A 19,307-nucleotide genomic window follows, 5' to 3' on the forward strand; every position below is an offset into this window, starting at 1 on the left:
CGCACCGAAGGCAAGACAGACCGAGAGATCCGCCGCTGTCTCAAGCGATACCTCGCCCGACGCTTCTATCGCCACCTCAACAGCGCCGCTACGGCGATGGGGGTTGACGGGATATAGAAGCTTCATTGAGATTCCTTCCTTTCCAGCGAGTCGATCAGCCCGGCCGGATCCCCGGCAGCGGCGGCAGCCGACAGCGGGCTCCAGTAATCCCGGTACAGAGTGATCAGCCCGTCGCGGACCGTGAGAACCACGATGTAGTCCAGGCGGTAGGGCCGGGAGGTGGCCACGGTGCGGCCGGTGGCCGTCCACTCCACCACGACGGTGTCCGCCTGATCCGTGGGCCGCACGGTGAGCGCGGCCGCCTCCTTCATGTCCATCAGTTCCGGATAGTGAACGAGGTAGGCACGTACCTCCTCCCGTCCGTTCAGAACGCGAGGGGAGCTTCCGGCCGCGAAAGGGAACTCCGCGATTCCGTCAGGCGCCCACAGATCTGCCACGGCATTCATGTCCTTGGCCAGCATCATGTCGATCATGCGGCGAAAAGTTTCCTCGGGCGTCCTGGACACATTTCTCCTCTTGGTCAGCGCACCGACCCACCCACCATGCCCGGCGGATTCATGGGCGCGGAACGGACAGCTGAGCCCCGGACCAGCAGTGCGAGGCTTGGCTGTCCCCCCTGTGACAGCATGCGAGGGTGAGCAGCCAGGACCTCGCAGACTTTCTCCGCCGCCGCCGCGAGGAACTGCGACCGGAAGACGTGCCGGCCGAAGCGACGCTTCCACCGGGTCTGCGCGCCCGACGCACACCCGGGCTGCGCCGCGAAGAGGTGGCCGCCCTGGCGCAGGTGTCGGTGAGCTACTACGAGCGTCTGGAACGGGCACGGGCACCCCGGCCCTCACCGCAGGTGCTGGCTGCGCTGGCGACGGCTCTTCAGCTCACCGGAGCGGAGCGCGACTATCTCGCCCGCCTGGCCGGACAGGTGCTGCCGGCGGAGCGCGACGACGCGCCGGAGCATGTGCCCGATGCTGCTCGGCAGTTGCTCGACAGGCTTGACGGCATCCCTGCCTACCTCGTCAACGGCCGCCAGGACATCGTCGCCTGGAACGCGGCAGCCGTGGCGCTGATCACGGACTTCTCCCGGCTGAGCGAGCGCAACGTGCTGCGCGTCTCGCTCAGGTTCCGTGACACCCTCTGCACCGGCACGCCCGGCTCGGAGGCCGATTTCGCTCAGCAGACGGCCGCCCAGTTGCGCACAGCCGGGGTTCGGCACCCCACAGACACCGTGCTCGCGGAGCTGGTCGACGAGTTCGCAACCCACGATCCGGATTTTGCGAGCGCCTGGCGCGACCACGCCGTTCGCCCCATGCCCAGCGTGCGCAAGAAGCTGCAACACCCCAGGCTGGGCGCACTGGAGATCGACCGGCACATTCTCGGCCTGCCCGGCTCGGGTTTCTCCGTGGTGATGTACACGGCGGAAGCCGGCAGTCCCAGCGCCGCCGCGCTGAAGAAGCTCTGACCGCTGCCGCTACGGAAGCCGCCGGGTCCGCCGAGGTTCCGCCTCGTCACCGCGGGGGCCGAGAATGAGAGGCGTGGACGATCTACTGAGCGTGGTGCGCGCGGTTCATGAAATCTCGATGGTCACCAACACGAGACTGGAGCCCCTGTTGAGCCGGCTCCGGCTCACCTATCAAACCGCGCAGGCGCTGTGGGCCATCGACCCGGACCGGCCGGCGCCGCCGATGCGGGTGATGGCGCAGCGCCTGCACTGCAACGCGTCCAACCTGACGTTCATCGCCAAGCAGCTGGAGGACCGCGGATATGTGCTGCGGCGCCGCGACTCGCGGGACGGCCGGTCGAGCGTTCTCGAGCTGACCGCGGAAGGGGCGCGGGTGCGCAAGGCGGTGATCGACGAGGCGCTCGCGCTGAGCCCCTTCGCGGCGCTCCCGCCGTCAGAGCTGGCGGTTCTGGCGGACGCGCTCACCCGGGTCGCGGAGATCACGAATCCCGCCGCGACTTAGTTCAAGTCTTGCAGTACTCTTCAGGTACTTCAAGACTTGAAGGAGTCTGCATGTCATTGGTAGCCAGTCCGCTGACCTTGCGCAGCGGGATCACGTTGCAGAACCGCATCGTCAAAGCGGCCATGGAGGAGCAGCTCGCGGGTGCGGGGCAGCAGCCCGACGAGCGCATCGAGAGGCTCTATCGCCGGTGGGGCGCCGGTGGCGCCGGTCTCGTGATCACCGGGCACGTCATGGTCGACCGGCGTGCGCTCGCGCAGCCCGGCGACATCGTGCTGGACGAGGTGAGCGAGCTCGAACCGTTCCGGCGGTGGGCGTCGGCGGCGGGTACCGCTCCGGTGTGGATGCAGATCAACCATCCGGGGCGCGTGGTCCTGCGCGACACGGGTGCACTCGCTCTGGCACCCTCCGCGACGCGGGTGAATGCCGGCGCCCTCTCCTCGCTGTATCCCGTCCCGAAGCCGATGACGGTCGCGGACATCCACGAGGTGATCGAGCGGTTCGCGACAACGGCGTTTCTGGCGCAGGAAGCGGGATTCGCCGGCGTCGAGATCCATGCAGCCCACGGCTATCTCCTCTCCCAGTTCCTGTCGCCGCTGGTGAACAGCCGGGACGACGAGTGGGGCGGGTCGCTGGAGAACCGGGCTCGGCTGCTGTTGCGGATCGTCGACGCCGTTCGCGGCCGCGTTCGCTCCGGGTTCGGCGTCGCGGTCAAGCTGAACTCGGCCGACTTCCAGCGCGGCGGCTTCGACATCGACGACGCCGGGCGCGTCATCGAGTGGCTGGGCGACCGCGTCGATCTCGTGGAGCTGTCCGGCGGCAGCGTCGAGGCGCTGGCAACGTCGGGGCACACCGCCGACGACCGCACGCTCGAGCGCGAGGCGTACTTCCTCGATCTCGCCGGACGCCTGGTCGACCGGGCGACGGTGCCGCTCATGCTCACCGGCGGGATCCGCCGCAGCGGGATCGCCGAACGCGTCCTCGACCGCGGGTTCGCCCTGGTCGGCGTGGCGACCGCGCTCGCCCAGGACCCCGAGCTACCGCACCGCTGGCTCGCGGGCGACGACACGGCGGTGCTGCCGCCGCGGTCGATGATCGGCTCGAAGACCGTGCGCGCGGCAGCCGTCCAGGCCGCTGTCACCGGACGGCTGCACGCGATCGGATGCGGCAAGGACAGCTCCACCCGTCCGCCGACGCTCGCACTCGTCATCGACCGGCGCCGGCGCTCCCGCCACCTCGCCCGATACCGCCGGGACAACGCCGGCACGACCGCGGCCGGCTGAAGGAGACCCGGCCGGGGACCAGGCCACGGGTGGCGGCCGAGCCCGGCATGAGTTCACACCCGGCGTGGCGGCCCCTTCGAGAAACTGCAACTGCCGTATTCGATTACGCAAACGCCGATGTCAGGAGATGTCCCGGCCGGCCAGGTCGATCACCAGATGCCGGACGGCGTGCAGGGCCGGGTTGTCGTCGTTCGCCCGCCAGGCGGCGACGAGTTCGACCGGCTCGCCCTCGACCCCGATCATCGGGCGGAGCACGATGCCGTCCAGCCCGAGCGCCTCGGCCGCCCGGGGGACCAGCGCGAGTCCGAGCCCGGCTCGCACCAGCGCCAGGATCGTGTGCACCTGGCTGAGGTGGTGTACGTACCTGGGTACGACCCCGGCACCGCGGAAGACGCTGACCAGCACCTCGTAGAAGTAGCGGGCCTCGGCCGGTGAGTACATGACGAACGGCTCGCCGTCGAGGTCGCGCACGTGCGGCACCCGGTCCGGCGCGGCCAGCGGGTGCCCGGCCGGGATCGCGGCCAGCAAGGCCTCCCGGTGCAGGGGACGGTGTTCGAGCCCGGTGCCGGGGACGGGGGGACGGACGAGGCCCAGGTCCAGTTCCCCGGAGCGAAGCTTCTCCAGCTGTGTTCCGGACACCGATTCGCGCAGCACCAGATCCACGCCCGGCAGCCGGGCGTGGATGCCGCCGACGATGGCGTCGAGCACCGAGTGCGCGGACGACGCCGTGAAGCCCAGGGCCACGGTCCCGATCTCGCCTGCGGGCACGCGGCGTACCGACAGTGCCGCCTGCTCGGACAGCCCGAGAATGCGCCGGGCGTCGCCCAGGAACGCCTGTCCGGCCGCGGTGAGCCGGACGGACCGTCCGATCCGGTCGAACAGCTCGACGCCCAACTCGCGCTCCAGCAGCTGGATTCGGCGGGACAGCGGGGGCTGAGTCATCGACAGCCGTTCCGCCGCGCGGCCGTAGTGCAGCGTCTCGGCGACGGCGACAAAACTTTCCAGCTGATTCAGCGTAAACATCGATCCATTATAGGTATCAGTTGATGCCCAGGAAGTGTTGGACGCGCATCGGTTTCGTTCTTATGGTTCATCGCAATCGCTGTCCTGCATGTCCCCCCGGGAGGAAACGCTGATGCCCACCATTACCCCCACCGAACTTGCCGAGCGCCTCGGCTCCGGGCTGCTGTCGTTTCCCGTCACCCACTTCACCCGCGACCTGGCGTTCGACGAACCCGCCTACCGGGAGAACATCGTCCGCATGAGCCAGTACGAGATCGCCGGGCTGTTCGCCGCAGGCGGGACGGGGGAGTTCTTCTCCCTGACCCCGCAGGAAGTCGGCACCGTGCTCCGGGCCGCCGTCGGCAGCGCGCCCGAGGGCACCCCGATCCTCGCCCCGGCCGGACACGGCACCGCGCAAGCGGTCAGCATGGCCCGCGACGCCGAGGCAGCCGGCGCCGACGGCCTGCTGCTGTTCCCGCCGTACCTCACCGAGGCCTCCGCAGAGGGTCTCACCGCTCATGTGCGCGCGGTCTGCGAATCCACTTCGCTGGGCGTAGTGCTTTACAGCCGCGCGAATGCCGTGTACACATCGGACACAGTGGCCACACTCGCCGACTCCTGCCCGAACCTGATCGGACTCAAGGACGGTGTCGGTGACCTGGAGCGGATCACGCAGATCTACTCGCGTGTCGGTGACCGCCTGGTCTATATCGGCGGGCTGCCGACGGCGGAGACGTTCGCGCTGCCGTACCTGGAGTTGGGCGCCACGACCTACAGTTCGGCGATCTTCAACTTCCTGCCCGAGTTCGCCCTGACCTTCTACAACGCGGTGCGGGCACGGGATCGAAAGAAGGTGCGTCGACTGCTCGACGACGTCGTGCTGCCTTACACCGCGATTCGTGACCGTAAGGCCGGCTATGCGGTGAGCATCGTCAAGGCCGGCATGGACCTGGCCGGACACCCCGCCGGTCCCGTGCGGCCGCCGCTGACGGACCTGGACGACTCCGAGCGTGAACTGCTCGCCGGTGTCATCGAGACGTCACGCGCTGCCATCGCCTGACGCCACCCATCCGACGAAGTGCAAGGAGACACCCGTGTCTGCTCTCCCCCGGACCAGCCCCGCCGGCGTCATGGTCATCGGAGCTGAACCCGTCATCGGCACGGGTGAGGAGATCCGGTCCGTCGATCCCCGTACCGGCGCGCCTCTCGATCCCGGGTATCTCGCGGCGTCGGCCGCGCACGTCGAGCGGGCCTGCGCGCTGGCGGAGCGGGCGCACCCGGTGTTTCGGGCGACCACCGCCGAACGGCGTGCCGAGTTCCTCGAGCGCATCGCGGATCTGCTCGACGAGCGTCGGGATCAGCTGGTGGAGCGCGCGCACACCGAGACCGCGCTGCCGCGTCCGCGGCTCACCGGCGAAGTCGGTCGCACCAGCGGTCAACTGCGGCTGTTCGCCGCGGAGTTGCGGGCCGGGACCTGGCAGGGCGCGCGCATCGATCCGGCCCGGCCCGACCGCGAACCCCTGCCACGCGCCGACATCCGGCAGCGCCGGATATCGCTCGGCCCGGTCGCGGTGTTCGGCGCGAGCAACTTTCCCCTGGCCTTCTCCACCGCCGGGGGAGACACCGCATCCGCGCTGGCCGCCGGGTGCCCGGTGGTCGTCAAGGCACATCAGGCCCATCTGGGTACCGCGGAGCTGGTGGCGCGGGCGATCGCCGAGGCAGCGGCTGACACGGGTATGCCCGAGGGAGTGTTCTCCCAGCTCGTCGGCAGCGGAAGCGATGTGGGCACCCTGCTCGTCAGCGATCCGAGGATCCGTGCCGTGGGGTTCACCGGGTCCCGCACGGGCGGGCTGGCGATCGCGGCCACGGCCGCCGCCCGGCCGGTGCCGATCCCGGTGTACGCGGAGATGAGCAGCATCAATCCAGTGCTGCTGCTTCCCGCGGTGCTCGCATCCCGCGGCGCCGAGCTGGGCGCCGCGTTCGCCGGATCACTGACGCTCGGCGCCGGTCAGTTCTGCACCAACCCCGGTTTGGTCCTGGCCGTCGAGGGGCCGGGCCTGGACGCGTTCACGAGGGCCGCGGCCGACGCCGTCGCCGCCGACGCCGGAGCCACCATGCTCACCACGGGCATCGCCCACCACTACGCTGCGGCCGGTGACGCCCTCGCGACCCGGGACGGCGTCGACGAGTTCGCCCGCGGCAGCCGGCCCGACAGCGCGGCTTGCGGCCGCGCCCGGCTGCTGACTGTCGAGGGCGCCAGGTTCGTCGCCGATCCGGAGCTGCAGGCCGAAGTCTTCGGCGCGACCTCGCTGCTCGTCCGCTGCGCGGACACCGCCGAGCTGACCGCGGCGGTGCGCACGCTGGAAGGCCAGCTCACCGCGACCGTGCACGCCGACGAGGCCGATCAGCCACTCGCCGCGGAGCTGCTGCCGCTCCTGGAGGAGCGAGCCGGGCGTGTCCTGTTCAACGGCTGGCCCACAGGAGTCGAAGTCGGCCACGCGATGGTGCACGGTGGCCCGTTCCCGGCCACGACAGACCCACGCAGCACATCCGTCGGGACGCTCGCGATCGAGCGCTTCCTGCGCCCCGTCGCCTATCAGAACGTGCCGGCCGCGCTGCTGCCTGCCGAGGTTCGTGACGAGAACCCGCTCGGTGTGTGGCGTCGACTCGACGGTGAACCCAGCCGGGACGCGCTCACCGTCAACAGCACCGCTTGATCGGCCGGCCGGGCGATGTGCTTGCCCACCCGGCCAGGTCCAGCCCCCCACGACTGCCCAGTGGTACCCCTTCCAGTGTTGTGAGGACGCAATGACACCACGATGGCTCTCGCCGCCGTCCCCTGCCGCAGGCCCCTGTCGGCAACCACACCCCCAGTCGGCAACCGCGGCCACACCCGCGCACGACGCGCCATGTGAGGGGTTCCGCCATGGCCACTCCTGAAGTCCGCGAAGTCAGTTCGGACGGCCCGCGTCAGTCCCCGCCCGGGACAGCGCTCGGCGAACAGGCGGCACCCCAGCCGAAACGGTTCAGCCGTGACTCGATCGCGGCCGGTGCGAAAGCAGTCGCGGGGATCATCGGGCTCTTCGTCGTATGGCAACTGCTGGTCACCATCATCGCCCCGCCAGAGTACCTGTTCGTCGGGCCGGTCGCGGCCTTCGCCGAACTGATCGACCGGCCCGAGTACTTCGCGAGCAACACCTTCGTCACGTTGCAGGAGGCGCTCGCCGGGTTTGCGCTCGGCACCGCGCTCGGGGTGCTGTGCGGCGCGGCGCTGCACTACTCGCAGACCGTGCGCAGTTTCCTCTACCCCGCGCTCATCGCGATCGACACCATCCCGAAGGTGGCGCTCGCACCGCTGTTCATCGTGTGGTTCGGGTTCGGCTTCGAGTCGAAGGCGTTCGTCGCGATGGCCATCGCGTTCTTCCCCCTGGTGATCAACACCTATGACGGCCTGAGCTCGGTACCCCACGAACTGCAGGAACTCGCGCGGATCAACAAGGCATCGCCCTGGAAGAAGATGACGAAGATCGATTTCATCTACGCGATCCCGTCGATCTTCTCCGGAGCGAAGATCTCCATCTCGCTCGCCGTGGGCGGGGCGGTCGTCGGTGAGTTCATCGCCGGCTCGAAGGGGTTGGGATACGTCATCCTGCTCGCCAACAGCCAGGTCGACCTCCCGTCGATGTTCGCGGCCTTCATGGTGCTCGCCGCCATCGCCCTGGCCTTGTTCTTCATCGTCGACTTCGCGGGACGAAAGCTGGTCCCGTGGAAGAACCACGCGAAGTGACCGGGGAGCGGAGAATGCGCAACTCGATTCGCCGGATCGCCGCGATCGGCGGGGCGGCGCTCCTGCTGTCCGTGTCGGGCTGCGCGGGCAACGGCGGGAAGAACTCGATGACCCTCATGCTCGACGTGGGGTACCTGCCGAAGCACGCGCCGTTCATCTCGGCCGTCGAGCGGGGTTTCTTCAAGGCGGAGGGCCTCGACCTCACGGTCATGCCGGGGTCCGGTTCGACCAACACGGTCACCTCCGTCGTCACCGGCAAGGTCGACGTCGGCTGGGCGGACTTCGGCGCCACGGTCACCGCCCAGGGCAGGGGCGTCAAGGTCAAGCAGGTCAACCTCCTGCAGGCCAGGTCCGCCTACGCGGTCGTCGGCCTCGCGGGCAGCGGGATCAAGGGGTGGGACGACCTCCGGGGCAAGACAGTCGCCACCGAGGGCGGTGGTGCGATGACCGCGATGTGGCCGTTCGCGATGAACAAGCTGGGGCTCAAGGAGGGCGATGTCAACGTCGTCTCCGCCTCGAGCGCATCGAAGATCCCCGGACTGCTCGCCGGTCAGTGGGACGCCAACCTCGCCCTGTACGTCTCCGACCAGCCGGCCATCGACGCACTCGGCCGGAAGGCAGTCGTGCTGAAGTGGTCCGATCTCGGCATCAACCTCTACGGCAACGGGATCGTCGTCTCCGACGAGAAACTCAAGAACGATCCCGAGCAGGTGCGGCGGTTCAACCGGGCGATGCAGAAGGGCTTCCTGTGGGCGTGCCAGCACCCGGAGGGCGCCGCGAAGGATTTCCAGAAAGAGGTCTCGGGCTACGAGACCAGGACCATCACCCTCGCGATCCGCGCGCAGTGCGGTCTCAACTGGGGCACCGGTAAGTCGGCGAACGAGTTCGGCGTCATGGACGACGCCGGCGCCCAGAAATCGATCGACGTCGCCCGCCAGTTCCTCGGCCTGAACCCGGAGAGCAATCTCACGCCCAAGGACGTGTACAGCAACTCCTACCTCGAGCCGCTGCACGCCAACGAGACCATCCAGGCCCCGTGACGGCCGGACGGAGAGTCACATGAACAACGAGTACGCCATCTCGGTCAACAACGTGGGAAAGACCTACCGGTCCCGGGACGGCCAAGAGAACACGGTGCTCAAAGGGCTGGACTTCCATGTGAAGCCGGGCCAGTTCGTCTCGATCGTCGGACAGTCGGGCAGCGGAAAGACCACGCTGCTCAAGACGATCTCCGGCCTGCAGGAGCCCACCGAGGGCGAAATCCTGGTCAAGGGGCGGCCGATCCGCGACGGGATCGAGGACATCGCGATGGTGTTCCAGGGCCCCGTGCTCCTGCCGTGGCGCAACAACATCGACAATGTGCTCCTGCCCCTGGAGTTCCGCGGCACCCGCACCGACGAGTCACGCCGCTATGCCCAGGAACTGCTCGAGATGGTGGGGCTGGGCAGCAAGGCCAAGCACTACTCCTACGAACTCAGCGGCGGGATGCAGCAACGGGTGGCCATCTGCCGCGCGTTGGTCTCCCACCCCGAACTGCTCCTCATGGACGAGCCCTTCGGCGCGCTCGACGCCATGACCCGCGATTCGATGAACTTCGAGATCCAGCGCATCTGGCAGACCACGGGGTGCAGCGTCCTGTTCGTGACCCACAGCATCTCCGAGGCGGTCTGGCTCGGCGACCGGGTGGTCGTCGTCGGCGACCGCCCCGGCCGGATCGTCGCCGACATCGCGATCGACTTCCCACGGCCCCGGGGCAAGGAGCACCGGTTCTCCGCGGCTTTCTCCGACTACACAACGGAAATCGAGTCCCACATCGGAGTCGTGACCGGGATCAGCTGACCACTGCCGGCCCGGACGCCGACACCGAAATCGACATCATAGGAGCCCCCATGCTGAGCATCACCGCAGACGCTTCGCAAGTCGAAGAAACCTACGGACTCAACGCACGCAAGAGCCTTCTGTTCTCCGCGATCCGCCTCGACTCCTACCCGTTCGTCGCACCGTTGATCGCACGGACCGACAAGGGCCAGTACCTGCTCGTGCGCCAACAGGAGCAGGGCAACGCCCTCTCCGCCGGGGTCCCGAAGGACCAGATCAAGTTCTACGCTCCCTGGGTCACGATCGACCCCCGAGTCGTCGCCGACACGCCCGTCGCACAGTCTCTGACGAGCCTCGTGCAGGAACTCGCCGACGGCGCCGCGGTGAGCCTCGCCGCCGACGTCGTCTACAGCCACTACCGCACGCTGTCCGGCTCCGTCGAACTCGTCGTCGCCGACCAGGACCCCACCCCCGTCACCGCGTACGAACTCGACACCGAGGAGGTCGTGGCGAGGTTCGCGGCGTGGCGCGAGACGGGCGTCCGCACCGCGCGACGGCTCATCGAGGACGTCGAACACCTCAACGGCCTGGCGGAGGAGTTCACCGCGGGCGAGGACAGCCGGTTCTCGGCGCTGAAGACGCTCGTCGGGGACCGCTCTCTCGACGCGCTGATCCTCGCCGCGCCCCCCAACTTCACCGAGGCGACCGGGTTCGCGCAGCCGGACGGCGCGGTCGCCCTGTGGCTGGCCGGTTCGGACAAACTGCTGGTGCTGGCGCCCGATGGGACCGCCGGGGTCTCCGGGACGGCCGTCGGCCGGTTCCCGTCCGTCGGCGCCGCTGTCCGGGCGCTGGCCGGCGGCGTACGGACCGGCGTCGAGGACGAGTGGATCAGCGTCGGCCTGGCCCGCGAGCTCGAGCGCGAGGGAGCGGAACTGGTTCCGGTCTCGACCGACCTCGGCCACTGGCGCGACATCCGCGACGACGAGGACCTCGCCTTCCAGGTCGTCGCAGCCCGCGCGAGCGTGTTCGCCATCGAGGAGGCGCTGGCCTGGGCGGAGGAGGGCCTCGACGCCGGCCGCTCGTTCACCGAGCTCGACATCAACGCGGTGTACCTGAAGAAGATCGCCGAGTTCCGCACGGAGAACGAGATCCCCTTCGACATCGAGCCGTACTTCACCAACCTCCACTCGTCGAACCGGATGCTGTTCCCCGGCCCGCCGGTCGACTACCCGATCAACGACGAGACGACCTGCATCCAGCTCGACGCCGGAGTGCGCATCGTGTTCGACGGGGTCAATGTCGCCACCTCCGACATGGCCCGCTCGCTGCCCCGCACCGCGGCCGCGAAGGAGGCGTACGCCTTCTTCTTCGACGTGGTGCGTGAGGGCATCATCGGGCAGCTCAAGCCCGGCGTGGTGTGCGAGGACGTGCATGAGGGAACCTTGCGCTACCTGGCACCGCACCTGGACCGGATGGTCCAGATCGGGATGCTCGGGACGGACGTCGACTTCAACACGGAGTACCGCAAGCGCAACGTCGGCCACCTCATGGGCAAGCAGGAGTCGTTCGCCAACGAACTCCGGCCCGGCTACAAGCACGTCCTCACGGTCGGTTCGTACGGCGCCGCCGAGATACCTTGGCGCTACGAGAACGCGGCGATCGGCACCGAGGACCTCTGGTACATCGGACGCGACCGTACCTACGTCCTGAGCAAGCGATGACGGCTGAACCGCCCACGCCCAAGAGTCAAATCGTCGTGAACCGGGATGCAACATGACTGACGTGAAGGAGCGCCTCAAGGCGCTGTCCATCGAGCTGCCGGTGCTCGGGGCGCCCCGCTACGCGTACGAGGCGACCGCTCGATGGGGCGATCTGCTGTACGTGTCCGGGCAGATCTCACGGACCGCCTCCGGCGAGATCCTGCGGGGCCGTCTGGGAGACGACGCCACCCTGGCCGACGGAGTGACCGCCGCGAGAACCGCTGCGCTCAACCTCCTGGCACGTGTGGATGACGCAGTCGGCCTCGACAATGTGCACGTGCTCAAGCTCAATGCCTGGGCCTTCAGTGCACCGACCTTCGTGGACCAGCCGTCGGTGATCGACGGGGCGTCGCAGCTGCTGCTCGACGTCCTGGGGGACGCGGGCCGGCACGCTCGAACCGCCCTGCCGGCCCATGTACTGCCGCAGGGGGCGCTGGTGGAACTCGACGCCACGATCGCCGTCCGCGGCTAGGAAACATATCTGCTCGCGATCAAGGGCCGGCTGTCCGAGGTCCTTGATCCAGATCATCGAGGTGCCGAGACGGAGGCTGGCAAGGCAGCTCCCCGGGGTGTTGTCGTACCGGGTGGCGCTGCCTCGCCATGCCTCCGCTCCCGTTGGATCCCCCCCGAGGCTGATCATGGAGGGGAAGGGCGAAGGGGCGTGTAGCCTGGGCAAAATGTTGCGTGAGGTCACAGCGACCCGTTATGTCGCGCCGCTGCGCGAGGGTGGCTCCGTGCCCGGGATCGTCGAGGCCGACGACCTCGGGACGTATGTCGTGAAGTTCACCGGCTCGGCGCAGGGGCGCAAGGCGCTGGTCGCCGAGGTGATCGTGGGCGAGCTGGCGCGGGCCCTCGGGCTGCGCTTCCCCGAACTGGTCCTGGTGCGCTTCGACCCGGAGATCGCCGCGCACGAGCCGCACCAGGAGGTGCGCGACCTCCACGGCGCAAGCGCCGGTGTCAACCTCGGCATGGACCATCTGCCGGGCGCGCGGGACTTCACCCCCGAGGTGGCGCGGACCTTCCCCGTGGACCCGCTGGAGGCGGGCCGGATCGTCTGGCTCGACGCGCTGACCGTGAACGTCGACCGCACGGTGCACAGCTCCAACCTGATGATCTGGCCGACCCTCGGGATCGCGCCGCCGCGGCTGTGGCTGATCGACCACGGCGCCGCCCTCGTCTTCCACCACCGCTGGGACGGCGCGGACCCCGCGAAGGCGTACGACTTCCGGCACCACGCCCTCGGCCGCCTCCGCATCCCCGACTCCGCCGGGGCGGGGCCGACGTCCGCCGCACCGGATGTCCGCGCGGCCGACGCCGAGCTGGCGCCCAGGGTGACACGTGACCTGCTGTGCGAGGTCACGGCCGCGGTGCCGGACGCATGGCTGGCCGGGGAGCCCGGCTTCGCGACACCGGACGAGGTCCGGCGGGCGTACGTGGACTATCTGCACGCGCGTGTGCAGGCGTCACCGCGCTGGATTCCCACGGACTTCCCCACCGGGGACGAACTCGCCGCCGAGGAGGCCCGCCGGGCGGCACGCACCCAGGAAGGGCGCCCGCGGTGGCTCAAGCAGGTCCCCGACCTGCACGGCAAACCGGGGGCGGAACAGGATTGGTCGGTGCACCTGGGATGACCCAGCGCGTTGAGATCGAGTACTGCACCCGGTGCCGGTGGCTGCCCCGGGCCGCCTGGCTGGCGCAGGAGCTGCTCACCACCTTCGAGGCCGAGCTGACGGAACTGGCCCTGAAGCCGGGCACGGGCGGCGTCTTCGTCGTCCGGGTCAATGACGAGGTCGTATGGGACCGGCGGGAGCAGGGCTTCCCCGAGCCGACGGCCGTGAAGCGGGCCGTACGCGACCGAGTGGCCCCGGGCAAGTCCCTGGGCCACTCGGACGGTTGAGCGGACGGACGGGCGCGATCGGCCTCAGCCCGCCAGCTGCTCGTACGCCGGGAGCGTCAGGAAGTCCGCGTAGTCCGCGTCGAGGGAGACCCGGAGCAGCAGGTCGTGCGCCTGCTGCCAGTGGCCGGTGGCGAAGGCGTCCGCACCGATCTCGGCGCGGATGCCGGCCAGTTCCTCGGCGGCGACCTTGCGGGCCAGTTCGGGGGTGGCCTTCTCGCCGTTCTCGAACTCGACGCCCGCGTTGATCCACTGCCAGATCTGGGAGCGGGAGATCTCGGCGGTGGCCGCGTCCTCCATGAGGTTGAAGATGGCGACCGCGCCGAGGCCGCGCAGCCAGGCCTCGATGTAACGGATGCCGACCTGCACGGCGTTGACCAGGCCCGGGTACGTCGGTTTTGCGTCCAGGGAGTCGATGGCGATCAGGTCGGCCGCCGTGACACGGACGTCCTCGCGCAGCCGGTCCTTCTGGTTCGGCCGGTCGCCGAGCACCCTGTCGAAGGACTCCATCGCGATCGGGACCAGATCGGGGTGGGCGACCCAGGAGCCGTCGAAACCGTCGTTCGCCTCACGGTCCTTGTCCGCCTTGACCTTCTCGAAGGCGACCTTGTTGACCGCCTCGTCGCGGCGCGACGGGATGAACGCGGCCATGCCGCCGATCGCGTGCGCGCCGCGCTTGTGGCAGGTGCGGACGAGGAGTTCGGTGTACGCCCGCATGAACGGGGCCGTCATCGTGACGGCGTTGCGGTCCGGCAGGACGAACTTCGGCCCGCCGTCCCGGAAGTTCTTGACGATCGAGAACAGGTAGTCCCAGCGGCCCGCGTTCAACCCGGAGGCATGGTCGCGGAGTTCGTAGAGGATCTCCTCCATCTCGTACGCGGCCGTGATCGTCTCGATCAGGACGGTGGCGCGTACGGTGCCCTGCGGGATGCCGACGTGATCCTGGGCGAAGACGAACACGTCGTTCCAGAGGCGGGCCTCCAGGTGCGACTCGGTCTTCGGGAGGTAGAAGTACGGGCCCTTGCCGAGGTCCAGCAGGCGCTGCGCGTTGTGGAAGAAGTACAGGCCGAAGTCGACCAGCGCGCCGGGCACTTGGGCGCCGTCGGCGTCGACCAGGTGGCGCTCGTTCAGGTGCCAGCCGCGCGGGCGGGTCACGACCGTCGCCAGCTCGGCGTCCGGGCGCAGGGCGTACGACTTGCCGCTGCCCGGGTCGGTGAAGTCGATGTTCCGGGTGTACGCGTCGATCAGGTTGACCTGGCCGAGGACGACGTTCTCCCAGGTGGGCGCGGAGGCGTCCTCGAAGTCCGCGAGCCACACCCGCGCGCCGGAGTTGAGCGCGTTGATGGTCATCTTGCGGTCGGTGGGCCCGGTGATCTCGACCCGGCGGTCGTCCAGGGCCGCGGGGGCCGGGGCCACCTTCCAGGAGTCGTCCGCGCGGATCGCGGCGGTCTCCGGGAGGAAGTCGAGCGTGGAGGTGCGGGCGATCTCGGCGCGGCGCTCCGCCCGGCGGGCGAGGAGCTCGTCACGGCGCGGCGTGAAACGCCGGTGCAGCTCGGCCAGGAAGGCGAGCGCCGCGTCGGTGAGGACCTCCTCCTGCCGGGGCAGGGGCTCGGCGTCGACGATGGCCAGCGGGGGCGGCGCTGGTGCGGACATGAGCTGTCACTTCCTTCAGCGGTGGCACCGGGTGCCAGTCGTTCCGTGGGGCCCTTGAAGCGATGGGCGCTCTGAAGTGGATACTAATTTCCTCATCGTGGAACTTCAATGGTTTGTTGATGTCGAGATTCTCTGCGTCGAGGCAAGCCGGTGCCCGGTGCCACGCCGCTCACTCGAGGTGGATCAGGTCGGCCTCCGTGTCGATGTCGTACGGCCGCGCCACGTCCCCGCACTCGACGAGCGTGATCGCCTCCTCGTGCGCCTTCAGGTAGGCGCGGGCGCCCCGGTCCCCGGTCGCGGCGGCGACGACGCCCGGCCAGTGGGCGGAGCCGAGCAGGACGGGGTGGCCGCGCACGCCCGCGTAGGCGGCCGAGGCGAGGGACGTCTCGTCCCGGTACGCGGCGCGTACCCGGCCCACCGCCTCGGCCCCGATGCCCGGCTGGTCGACCAGTGAGACGAGGGCCGCCCGGTCGCCGGTGCCGGCGAGCGAGCCGAGGCCGGCCCGCAGCGAGGAACCCATGCCCGCGGCCCAGTCCGGATTGTCCACGAGTACGCAGCCGCTGAGGTCGGCCCGGTCCCGTACGGTGTCCGCGGCGGCGCCGAGCACCACGTGGACGCGTGCGCAGCCGGCCGCGCGCAGCACGGCGACCGCGTGCTCCACCAGCGGCCTGCCCCGGTGTGCCAGCAGCGCCTTGGGCCGGCCGCCGAGCCGTCGTCCGCCGCCCGCGGCGAGCAGCAGCCCGGCGACCGGGGTTCCGTTGCCTTGGTTGTCCTTCATGAATCCTGCATACCTGACGCCGGGGGGAGCGCCCGGTGTCCTGGGACTGAATTTCGGTCCGCGGAGTGGCGCGGCGCGTATCGGGTGGCGTTTACTGGCGCGCGTCCCCGGCGCCCGACCAGCGCCGCGGGCGTTCGGCTGTGACCGCGAGGGGCATGCGCCGCGCGGAGTACCAGGGGGAGTGCCGTGTTGCGGAGTTTGGGGCAGATGCCGGTGACCGGCAGCGACGAGGACCCGAGAGTGGCGGAACTGCGGACCGCGATCTCCCGGCTGCGGCGGGAACTCGCCGCGCATCCGGCCGAGTTCCGGGACCGCGCCATAGCCGAGGACGAGCTGGCGACCCTGGCCGCGATGACCTCCGACGGCCACCCGGAGATCCCGCGCCTGCGCCGCTCCCTGCTCCTGGTCGCGGGCGCGATCGGCTCGGTCAGCGCCCTGTCGCGCGCTCTTGCGGAGGTCCGCACGGCGGTGGACCTGTTCGGCGAGCCACCGCGGCGCTAGACCCTGCGGGGCTGGACCGGTGTGGGGTTGGATCGGTGTGGGGTGAGGAAAGCCGGCGCCGTCGCGGCCGTCCGGCAAGGGCCGCCAGTGCCTTGTCGCGGGCTCTTTCACAGGTTCGCGGGGTGGTGGACCTGTTCGGCGAGCCGCCGCGGGGCTGAGCGCTCCGCTGGGCGGGCCGGGATGCGGTCGTCGGTCGGCTGCGGCTGCGTCGTGGCTGGTCGCGCAGTTCCCCGCGCCCCTTCAGGGCGCTGTCGAACCGCAGCGGACTTCACCGGACTTGCCCAGACCACCGCACGGGTGGACCCCGCCGTCGATGCCGTCCGGCAAGTGGCGGCGCCGGCTGCGGCGCCGGCCTGTCGTGCCTGGCCGGACGGGTATGACCTGATGCGCCCGGCCGGGCACTGTCAGAAACCCGAGCCGGCCAGGGCTCGGGACAGTTGCGCTGCCATCTGCTGAAGTACCGGCACGATCTTCTCTGTCGTCGATTCCGTGACCCGGCCCGCCGGGCCGGAGATCGAGATGGCGGCGGCCGTGGGGGAGTCGGGCACCGGGACCGCGAGACAGCGGACGCCGATCTCCTGCTCGTTGTCGTCGACCGCGTAGCCGAGGCGGCGCACGTCCGCCAGGGCGGCCAGGAAGCCGTCCGGCGTGGTGATGGTCCGCTCGGTGGCCGCGGGCATGCCGGTGCGGGACAGCAGTGCGCGCACCTCGTCGTCGGGCACGGTCGCGAGCAGCGCCTTGCCCACCCCCGTGGAGTGCGGCAGCACGCGCCGGCCGACCTCGGTGAACATGCGCATCGAGTGCTTGGACGGCACCTGCGCCACGTACACCACCTCGTCCCCGTCCAGCAGCGCCATGTTCGCCGTCTCGCCGGTCTCCTCGACCAGGCGCGTCAGACAGGGGCGGGCCCAGGTGCCGAGCAGCCGGGACGCGGACTCGCCGAGCCGGATCAGGCGCGGACCGAGCGCATACCGGCGGTTCGCCTGCTGGCGGACGTATCCGCAGGCCACGAGCGTCCGCATGAGGCGGTGGATGGTCGGCAGCGGCAGCCCGCTGCTCGCCGACAGCTCGCTCAGGCCGACCTCACCGCCGGTGTCCGCCATCCGCTCCAGCAGGTCGAAGGCGCGCTCCAGGGACTGGACCCCACCGCTGGTGGACTTGGCGGAGCCGGTGGTGCTGGTGCTGGACGACGGCGGCACGGCGCGTTCCTTTCGACTGGCAGGAAGGGCAGAAGCCCACCCGGCGGCCGGTTGACTCTCCGCTTGTGCTTGGCTACGTTCTGGCAGTCGGAATGATAATTCTGCTTCGTGGAAACGTCCAGGCGAGTGTCGGGAGCGCCCTGCCGGGGAGTGCGCCCCTTGACGCCGGAAGGGCGGGAGTGAAGACTCCTTCAACAGATCGTTGAATTCCGTTACATGGGTGTACATCCCGTTTCCTGGAAGTGAACGGTGGCAGAGAGGGGTCCGGGTGTCCGACGCCGAACTGGTGCTGCGCTCGACGCGCGTCATCACCCCGGAGGGGACGCGGGCCGCCTCGGTCGCCGTCTCCGCCGGGAAGATCACGGCCGTACTGCCGCACGACGCGCCCGTGGCCGAGGGCACCCGCCTGGAGGACGTCGGCGACCACGTCCTGCTGCCGGGCCTGGTCGACACCCACGTGCACGTCAACGACCCGGGCCGCACCGAGTGGGAGGGCTTCTGGACCGCCACGCGCGCCGCTGCGGCCGGTGGCATCACCACCCTCGTGGACATGCCCCTCAACTCCCTCCCGCCGACCACCACGGTCGACCACCTCCGCACCAAGCAGGCCGTCGCCGCCGGCAAGGCCCATGTGGACGTCGGTTTCTGGGGCGGCGCCCTGCCCGGCAACGCCAAGGACCTGCGCCCGCTGCACGAGGCCGGGGTCTTCGGCTTCAAGGCGTTCCTGTCGCCGTCCGGCGTCGACGAGTTCCCGCATCTGGACCAGGCCGGGCTCGCCCGGTCGCTGGCCGAGATCGCCTCCTTCGACGGCCTGCTGATCGTGCACGCCGAGGACCCGCACCACCTGGCCGCCGCCCCGCAGCACGGCGGCCCGAGGTACGCCGACTTCCTCGCCTCCCGCCCGCGCGACGCCGAGGACACGGCCGTCGCACAGGTGATCGCGCAGGCGAAGCGGCTCCACGCGCGCGTGCACGTACTCCATCTGTCGTCGAGCGACGCACTGCCGCTGATCGCCGCCGCCCGCGCCGACGGCGTCCGCATCACCGTGGAGACCTGCCCGCACTACCTCACCCTGACCGCCGAGGAAGTCCCCGACGGTGCCAGCGAGTTCAAGTGCTGCCCGCCCATCCGCGAGGCCGCCAACCGGGACCTGCTGTGGCAGGCGCTGGCCGACGGCACGATCGACTGCGTCGTCACCGACCACTCGCCCTCCACCGCCGACCTGAAGACGGCCGACTTCGCCACCGCCTGGGGTGGCATCTCGGGCCTTCAGCTGAGCCTGGCCGCCGTCTGGACCGAGGCGCGGCGCCGCGGCCACGACCTGGCGGACGTCGTGCGCTGGATGTCGACCCGCACGGCCGGACTCGTCGGCCTCGACGCCCGCAAGGGCGCCATCGCCCCGGGCCGCGACGCAGACTTCGCCGTTCTCGCCCCGGACGCGGCCTTCACCGTCGACCCGGCCCGCCTCCAGCACCGCAACCGGGTCACGGCGTACGCCGGCAAGACCCTGTACGGCGTCGTCCAGTCCACCTGGCTGCGCGGCGAACGCATCGTCGCCGACGGCGAGTTCACCGAACCGAGGGGCCGGCTGCTGAGCCGTACCCCCTGAGCCACCCG

Annotated in this window: 19 protein-coding genes; 14 read left to right on the forward strand and 5 right to left on the reverse strand. The window is 70.0% G+C overall.

Annotated elements, in window-relative coordinates:
• Positions 1 to 122: 122 nt before the first annotated feature.
• Positions 123 to 533, reverse strand: a complete 411-nt coding sequence (locus CTZ28_RS44975) for a nuclear transport factor 2 family protein (RefSeq protein WP_183154894.1) — start codon at positions 531 to 533, stop codon at positions 123 to 125.
• Positions 534 to 694: 161 nt separating this feature from the next.
• On the opposite strand from CTZ28_RS44975, the gene CTZ28_RS44980 reads away from it, so the two are divergent.
• The 3 genes from CTZ28_RS44980 to CTZ28_RS44990 all read left to right on the forward strand — a co-directional run bounded on the left by CTZ28_RS44980 (position 695) and on the right by CTZ28_RS44990 (position 3,298).
• Positions 695 to 1,516: a helix-turn-helix transcriptional regulator gene (locus CTZ28_RS44980; RefSeq protein ID WP_121895632.1), complete on the forward strand. Its 822-nt coding sequence runs from the start codon at positions 695 to 697 to the stop codon at positions 1,514 to 1,516.
• 73 nt (positions 1,517 to 1,589) lie between these two features.
• Complete coding sequence (locus CTZ28_RS44985) at positions 1,590 to 2,018, forward strand: MarR family winged helix-turn-helix transcriptional regulator (protein WP_259472103.1); 429 nt, start codon at positions 1,590 to 1,592, stop codon at positions 2,016 to 2,018.
• A gap of 50 nt (positions 2,019 to 2,068) precedes the next feature.
• Positions 2,069 to 3,298: an NADH:flavin oxidoreductase/NADH oxidase family protein gene (locus CTZ28_RS44990; protein ID WP_121895636.1), complete on the forward strand. Its 1,230-nt coding sequence runs from the start codon at positions 2,069 to 2,071 to the stop codon at positions 3,296 to 3,298.
• 120 nt (positions 3,299 to 3,418) lie between these two features.
• Here CTZ28_RS44990 and CTZ28_RS44995 read toward each other — a convergent pair whose 3' ends face one another.
• The gene (locus CTZ28_RS44995; protein WP_121895638.1) at positions 3,419 to 4,321 is read right to left on the reverse strand and encodes a LysR family transcriptional regulator; all 903 of its coding nucleotides are present in this window, start codon (positions 4,319 to 4,321) and stop codon (positions 3,419 to 3,421) included.
• 112 nt (positions 4,322 to 4,433) lie between these two features.
• On the opposite strand from CTZ28_RS44995, the gene kdgD reads away from it, so the two are divergent.
• The 9 genes from kdgD (at position 4,434) to CTZ28_RS45040 (ending at position 13,562) form a co-directional block, all read left to right on the forward strand.
• Complete coding sequence (gene kdgD / locus CTZ28_RS45000; protein ID WP_121895640.1) at positions 4,434 to 5,360, forward strand: 5-dehydro-4-deoxyglucarate dehydratase; 927 nt, start codon at positions 4,434 to 4,436, stop codon at positions 5,358 to 5,360.
• Between the two features lie 34 nt (positions 5,361 to 5,394).
• A complete protein-coding gene (locus tag CTZ28_RS45005) occupies positions 5,395 to 7,017 on the forward strand; it encodes an aldehyde dehydrogenase (NADP(+)) (protein ID WP_259472104.1) in 1,623 nt (540 codons plus the stop codon).
• A gap of 209 nt (positions 7,018 to 7,226) precedes the next feature.
• A complete protein-coding gene (locus tag CTZ28_RS45010; protein ID WP_220795554.1) occupies positions 7,227 to 8,087 on the forward strand; it encodes an ABC transporter permease in 861 nt (286 codons plus the stop codon).
• A 14-nt stretch (positions 8,088 to 8,101) separates the two neighbouring features.
• Entirely contained in the window at positions 8,102 to 9,127 is a 1,026-nt protein-coding gene (locus tag CTZ28_RS45015; RefSeq protein ID WP_121895642.1) for an ABC transporter substrate-binding protein, read from the forward strand.
• Between the two features lie 19 nt (positions 9,128 to 9,146).
• Entirely contained in the window at positions 9,147 to 9,926 is a 780-nt protein-coding gene (locus tag CTZ28_RS45020; RefSeq protein ID WP_121895644.1) for an ABC transporter ATP-binding protein, read from the forward strand.
• Between the two features lie 50 nt (positions 9,927 to 9,976).
• Positions 9,977 to 11,626, forward strand: coding sequence for a M24 family metallopeptidase (locus CTZ28_RS45025; RefSeq protein WP_121895646.1), 1,650 nt, complete (start codon positions 9,977 to 9,979; stop codon positions 11,624 to 11,626).
• Between the two features lie 52 nt (positions 11,627 to 11,678).
• Positions 11,679 to 12,137, forward strand: a complete 459-nt coding sequence (locus tag CTZ28_RS45030; RefSeq protein ID WP_121895648.1) for a RidA family protein — start codon at positions 11,679 to 11,681, stop codon at positions 12,135 to 12,137.
• 205 nt (positions 12,138 to 12,342) lie between these two features.
• Positions 12,343 to 13,296, forward strand: a complete 954-nt coding sequence (locus tag CTZ28_RS45035; RefSeq protein WP_121895649.1) for a HipA family kinase — start codon at positions 12,343 to 12,345, stop codon at positions 13,294 to 13,296.
• Entirely contained in the window at positions 13,293 to 13,562 is a 270-nt protein-coding gene (locus CTZ28_RS45040) for an Rdx family protein (protein WP_121895651.1), read from the forward strand. Before CTZ28_RS45035 ends, CTZ28_RS45040 begins: the two co-directional genes overlap by 4 nt.
• A 24-nt stretch (positions 13,563 to 13,586) precedes the next feature.
• Here the strand turns inward: CTZ28_RS45040 and aceB are convergent, their stop codons facing one another.
• Positions 13,587 to 15,212 (reverse strand): malate synthase A, encoded by a 1,626-nt coding sequence (gene aceB, locus CTZ28_RS45045; protein ID WP_121895653.1) that lies wholly within the window; start codon positions 15,210 to 15,212, stop codon positions 13,587 to 13,589.
• A 169-nt stretch (positions 15,213 to 15,381) separates the two neighbouring features.
• Entirely contained in the window at positions 15,382 to 15,990 is a 609-nt protein-coding gene (locus tag CTZ28_RS45050; protein WP_121895655.1) for a nucleotidyltransferase family protein, read from the reverse strand.
• A 207-nt stretch (positions 15,991 to 16,197) separates the two neighbouring features.
• Between CTZ28_RS45050 and CTZ28_RS45055 the strand changes: the two genes are divergently transcribed.
• Entirely contained in the window at positions 16,198 to 16,491 is a 294-nt protein-coding gene (locus tag CTZ28_RS45055; RefSeq protein WP_183154895.1) for a DUF5955 family protein, read from the forward strand.
• Between the two features lie 404 nt (positions 16,492 to 16,895).
• On the opposite strand, the gene CTZ28_RS45060 is transcribed toward CTZ28_RS45055, so the two are convergent.
• Positions 16,896 to 17,690 (reverse strand): IclR family transcriptional regulator, encoded by a 795-nt coding sequence (locus tag CTZ28_RS45060; protein ID WP_121895659.1) that lies wholly within the window; start codon positions 17,688 to 17,690, stop codon positions 16,896 to 16,898.
• Positions 17,691 to 17,958: 268 nt separating this feature from the next.
• Here CTZ28_RS45060 and allB point away from each other — a divergent pair, with 268 nt between their 5' ends.
• The gene (gene allB / locus CTZ28_RS45065) at positions 17,959 to 19,299 is read left to right on the forward strand and encodes an allantoinase AllB (protein ID WP_121895660.1); all 1,341 of its coding nucleotides are present in this window, start codon (positions 17,959 to 17,961) and stop codon (positions 19,297 to 19,299) included.
• Positions 19,300 to 19,307: the final 8 nt, after the last annotated feature.

It is taken from the genome of Streptomyces shenzhenensis, assembly GCF_003688995.1.
GTDB lineage: Bacteria > Actinomycetota > Actinomycetes > Streptomycetales > Streptomycetaceae > Streptomyces > Streptomyces shenzhenensis_A.

What these genes read in the sequence shown, in the direction of transcription:
- CTZ28_RS45040 (WP_121895651.1), top strand. Translation starts at nt 13,293, where the DNA reads ATGACCCAGCGCGTTGAGATCGAGTACTGCACCCGGTGCCGGTGGCTG.
- aceB (WP_121895653.1), bottom strand. Translation starts at nt 15,212, where the DNA reads ATGTCCGCACCAGCGCCGCCCCCGCTGGCCATCGTCGACGCCGAGCCC.
- CTZ28_RS45025 (WP_121895646.1), top strand. Translation starts at nt 9,977, where the DNA reads ATGCTGAGCATCACCGCAGACGCTTCGCAAGTCGAAGAAACCTACGGA.
- CTZ28_RS45050 (WP_121895655.1), bottom strand. Translation starts at nt 15,990, where the DNA reads ATGAAGGACAACCAAGGCAACGGAACCCCGGTCGCCGGGCTGCTGCTC.
- CTZ28_RS45030 (WP_121895648.1), top strand. Translation starts at nt 11,679, where the DNA reads ATGACTGACGTGAAGGAGCGCCTCAAGGCGCTGTCCATCGAGCTGCCG.
- CTZ28_RS45020 (WP_121895644.1), top strand. Translation starts at nt 9,147, where the DNA reads ATGAACAACGAGTACGCCATCTCGGTCAACAACGTGGGAAAGACCTAC.
- CTZ28_RS45035 (WP_121895649.1), top strand. Translation starts at nt 12,343, where the DNA reads ATGTTGCGTGAGGTCACAGCGACCCGTTATGTCGCGCCGCTGCGCGAG.
- CTZ28_RS45010 (WP_220795554.1), top strand. Translation starts at nt 7,227, where the DNA reads ATGGCCACTCCTGAAGTCCGCGAAGTCAGTTCGGACGGCCCGCGTCAG.
- kdgD (WP_121895640.1), top strand. Translation starts at nt 4,434, where the DNA reads ATGCCCACCATTACCCCCACCGAACTTGCCGAGCGCCTCGGCTCCGGG.
- CTZ28_RS45015 (WP_121895642.1), top strand. Translation starts at nt 8,102, where the DNA reads ATGCGCAACTCGATTCGCCGGATCGCCGCGATCGGCGGGGCGGCGCTC.
- CTZ28_RS44990 (WP_121895636.1), top strand. Translation starts at nt 2,069, where the DNA reads ATGTCATTGGTAGCCAGTCCGCTGACCTTGCGCAGCGGGATCACGTTG.
- CTZ28_RS44975 (WP_183154894.1), bottom strand. Translation starts at nt 533, where the DNA reads ATGATCGACATGATGCTGGCCAAGGACATGAATGCCGTGGCAGATCTG.
- CTZ28_RS45055 (WP_183154895.1), top strand. Translation starts at nt 16,198, where the DNA reads ATGCCGGTGACCGGCAGCGACGAGGACCCGAGAGTGGCGGAACTGCGG.
- CTZ28_RS44995 (WP_121895638.1), bottom strand. Translation starts at nt 4,321, where the DNA reads ATGTTTACGCTGAATCAGCTGGAAAGTTTTGTCGCCGTCGCCGAGACG.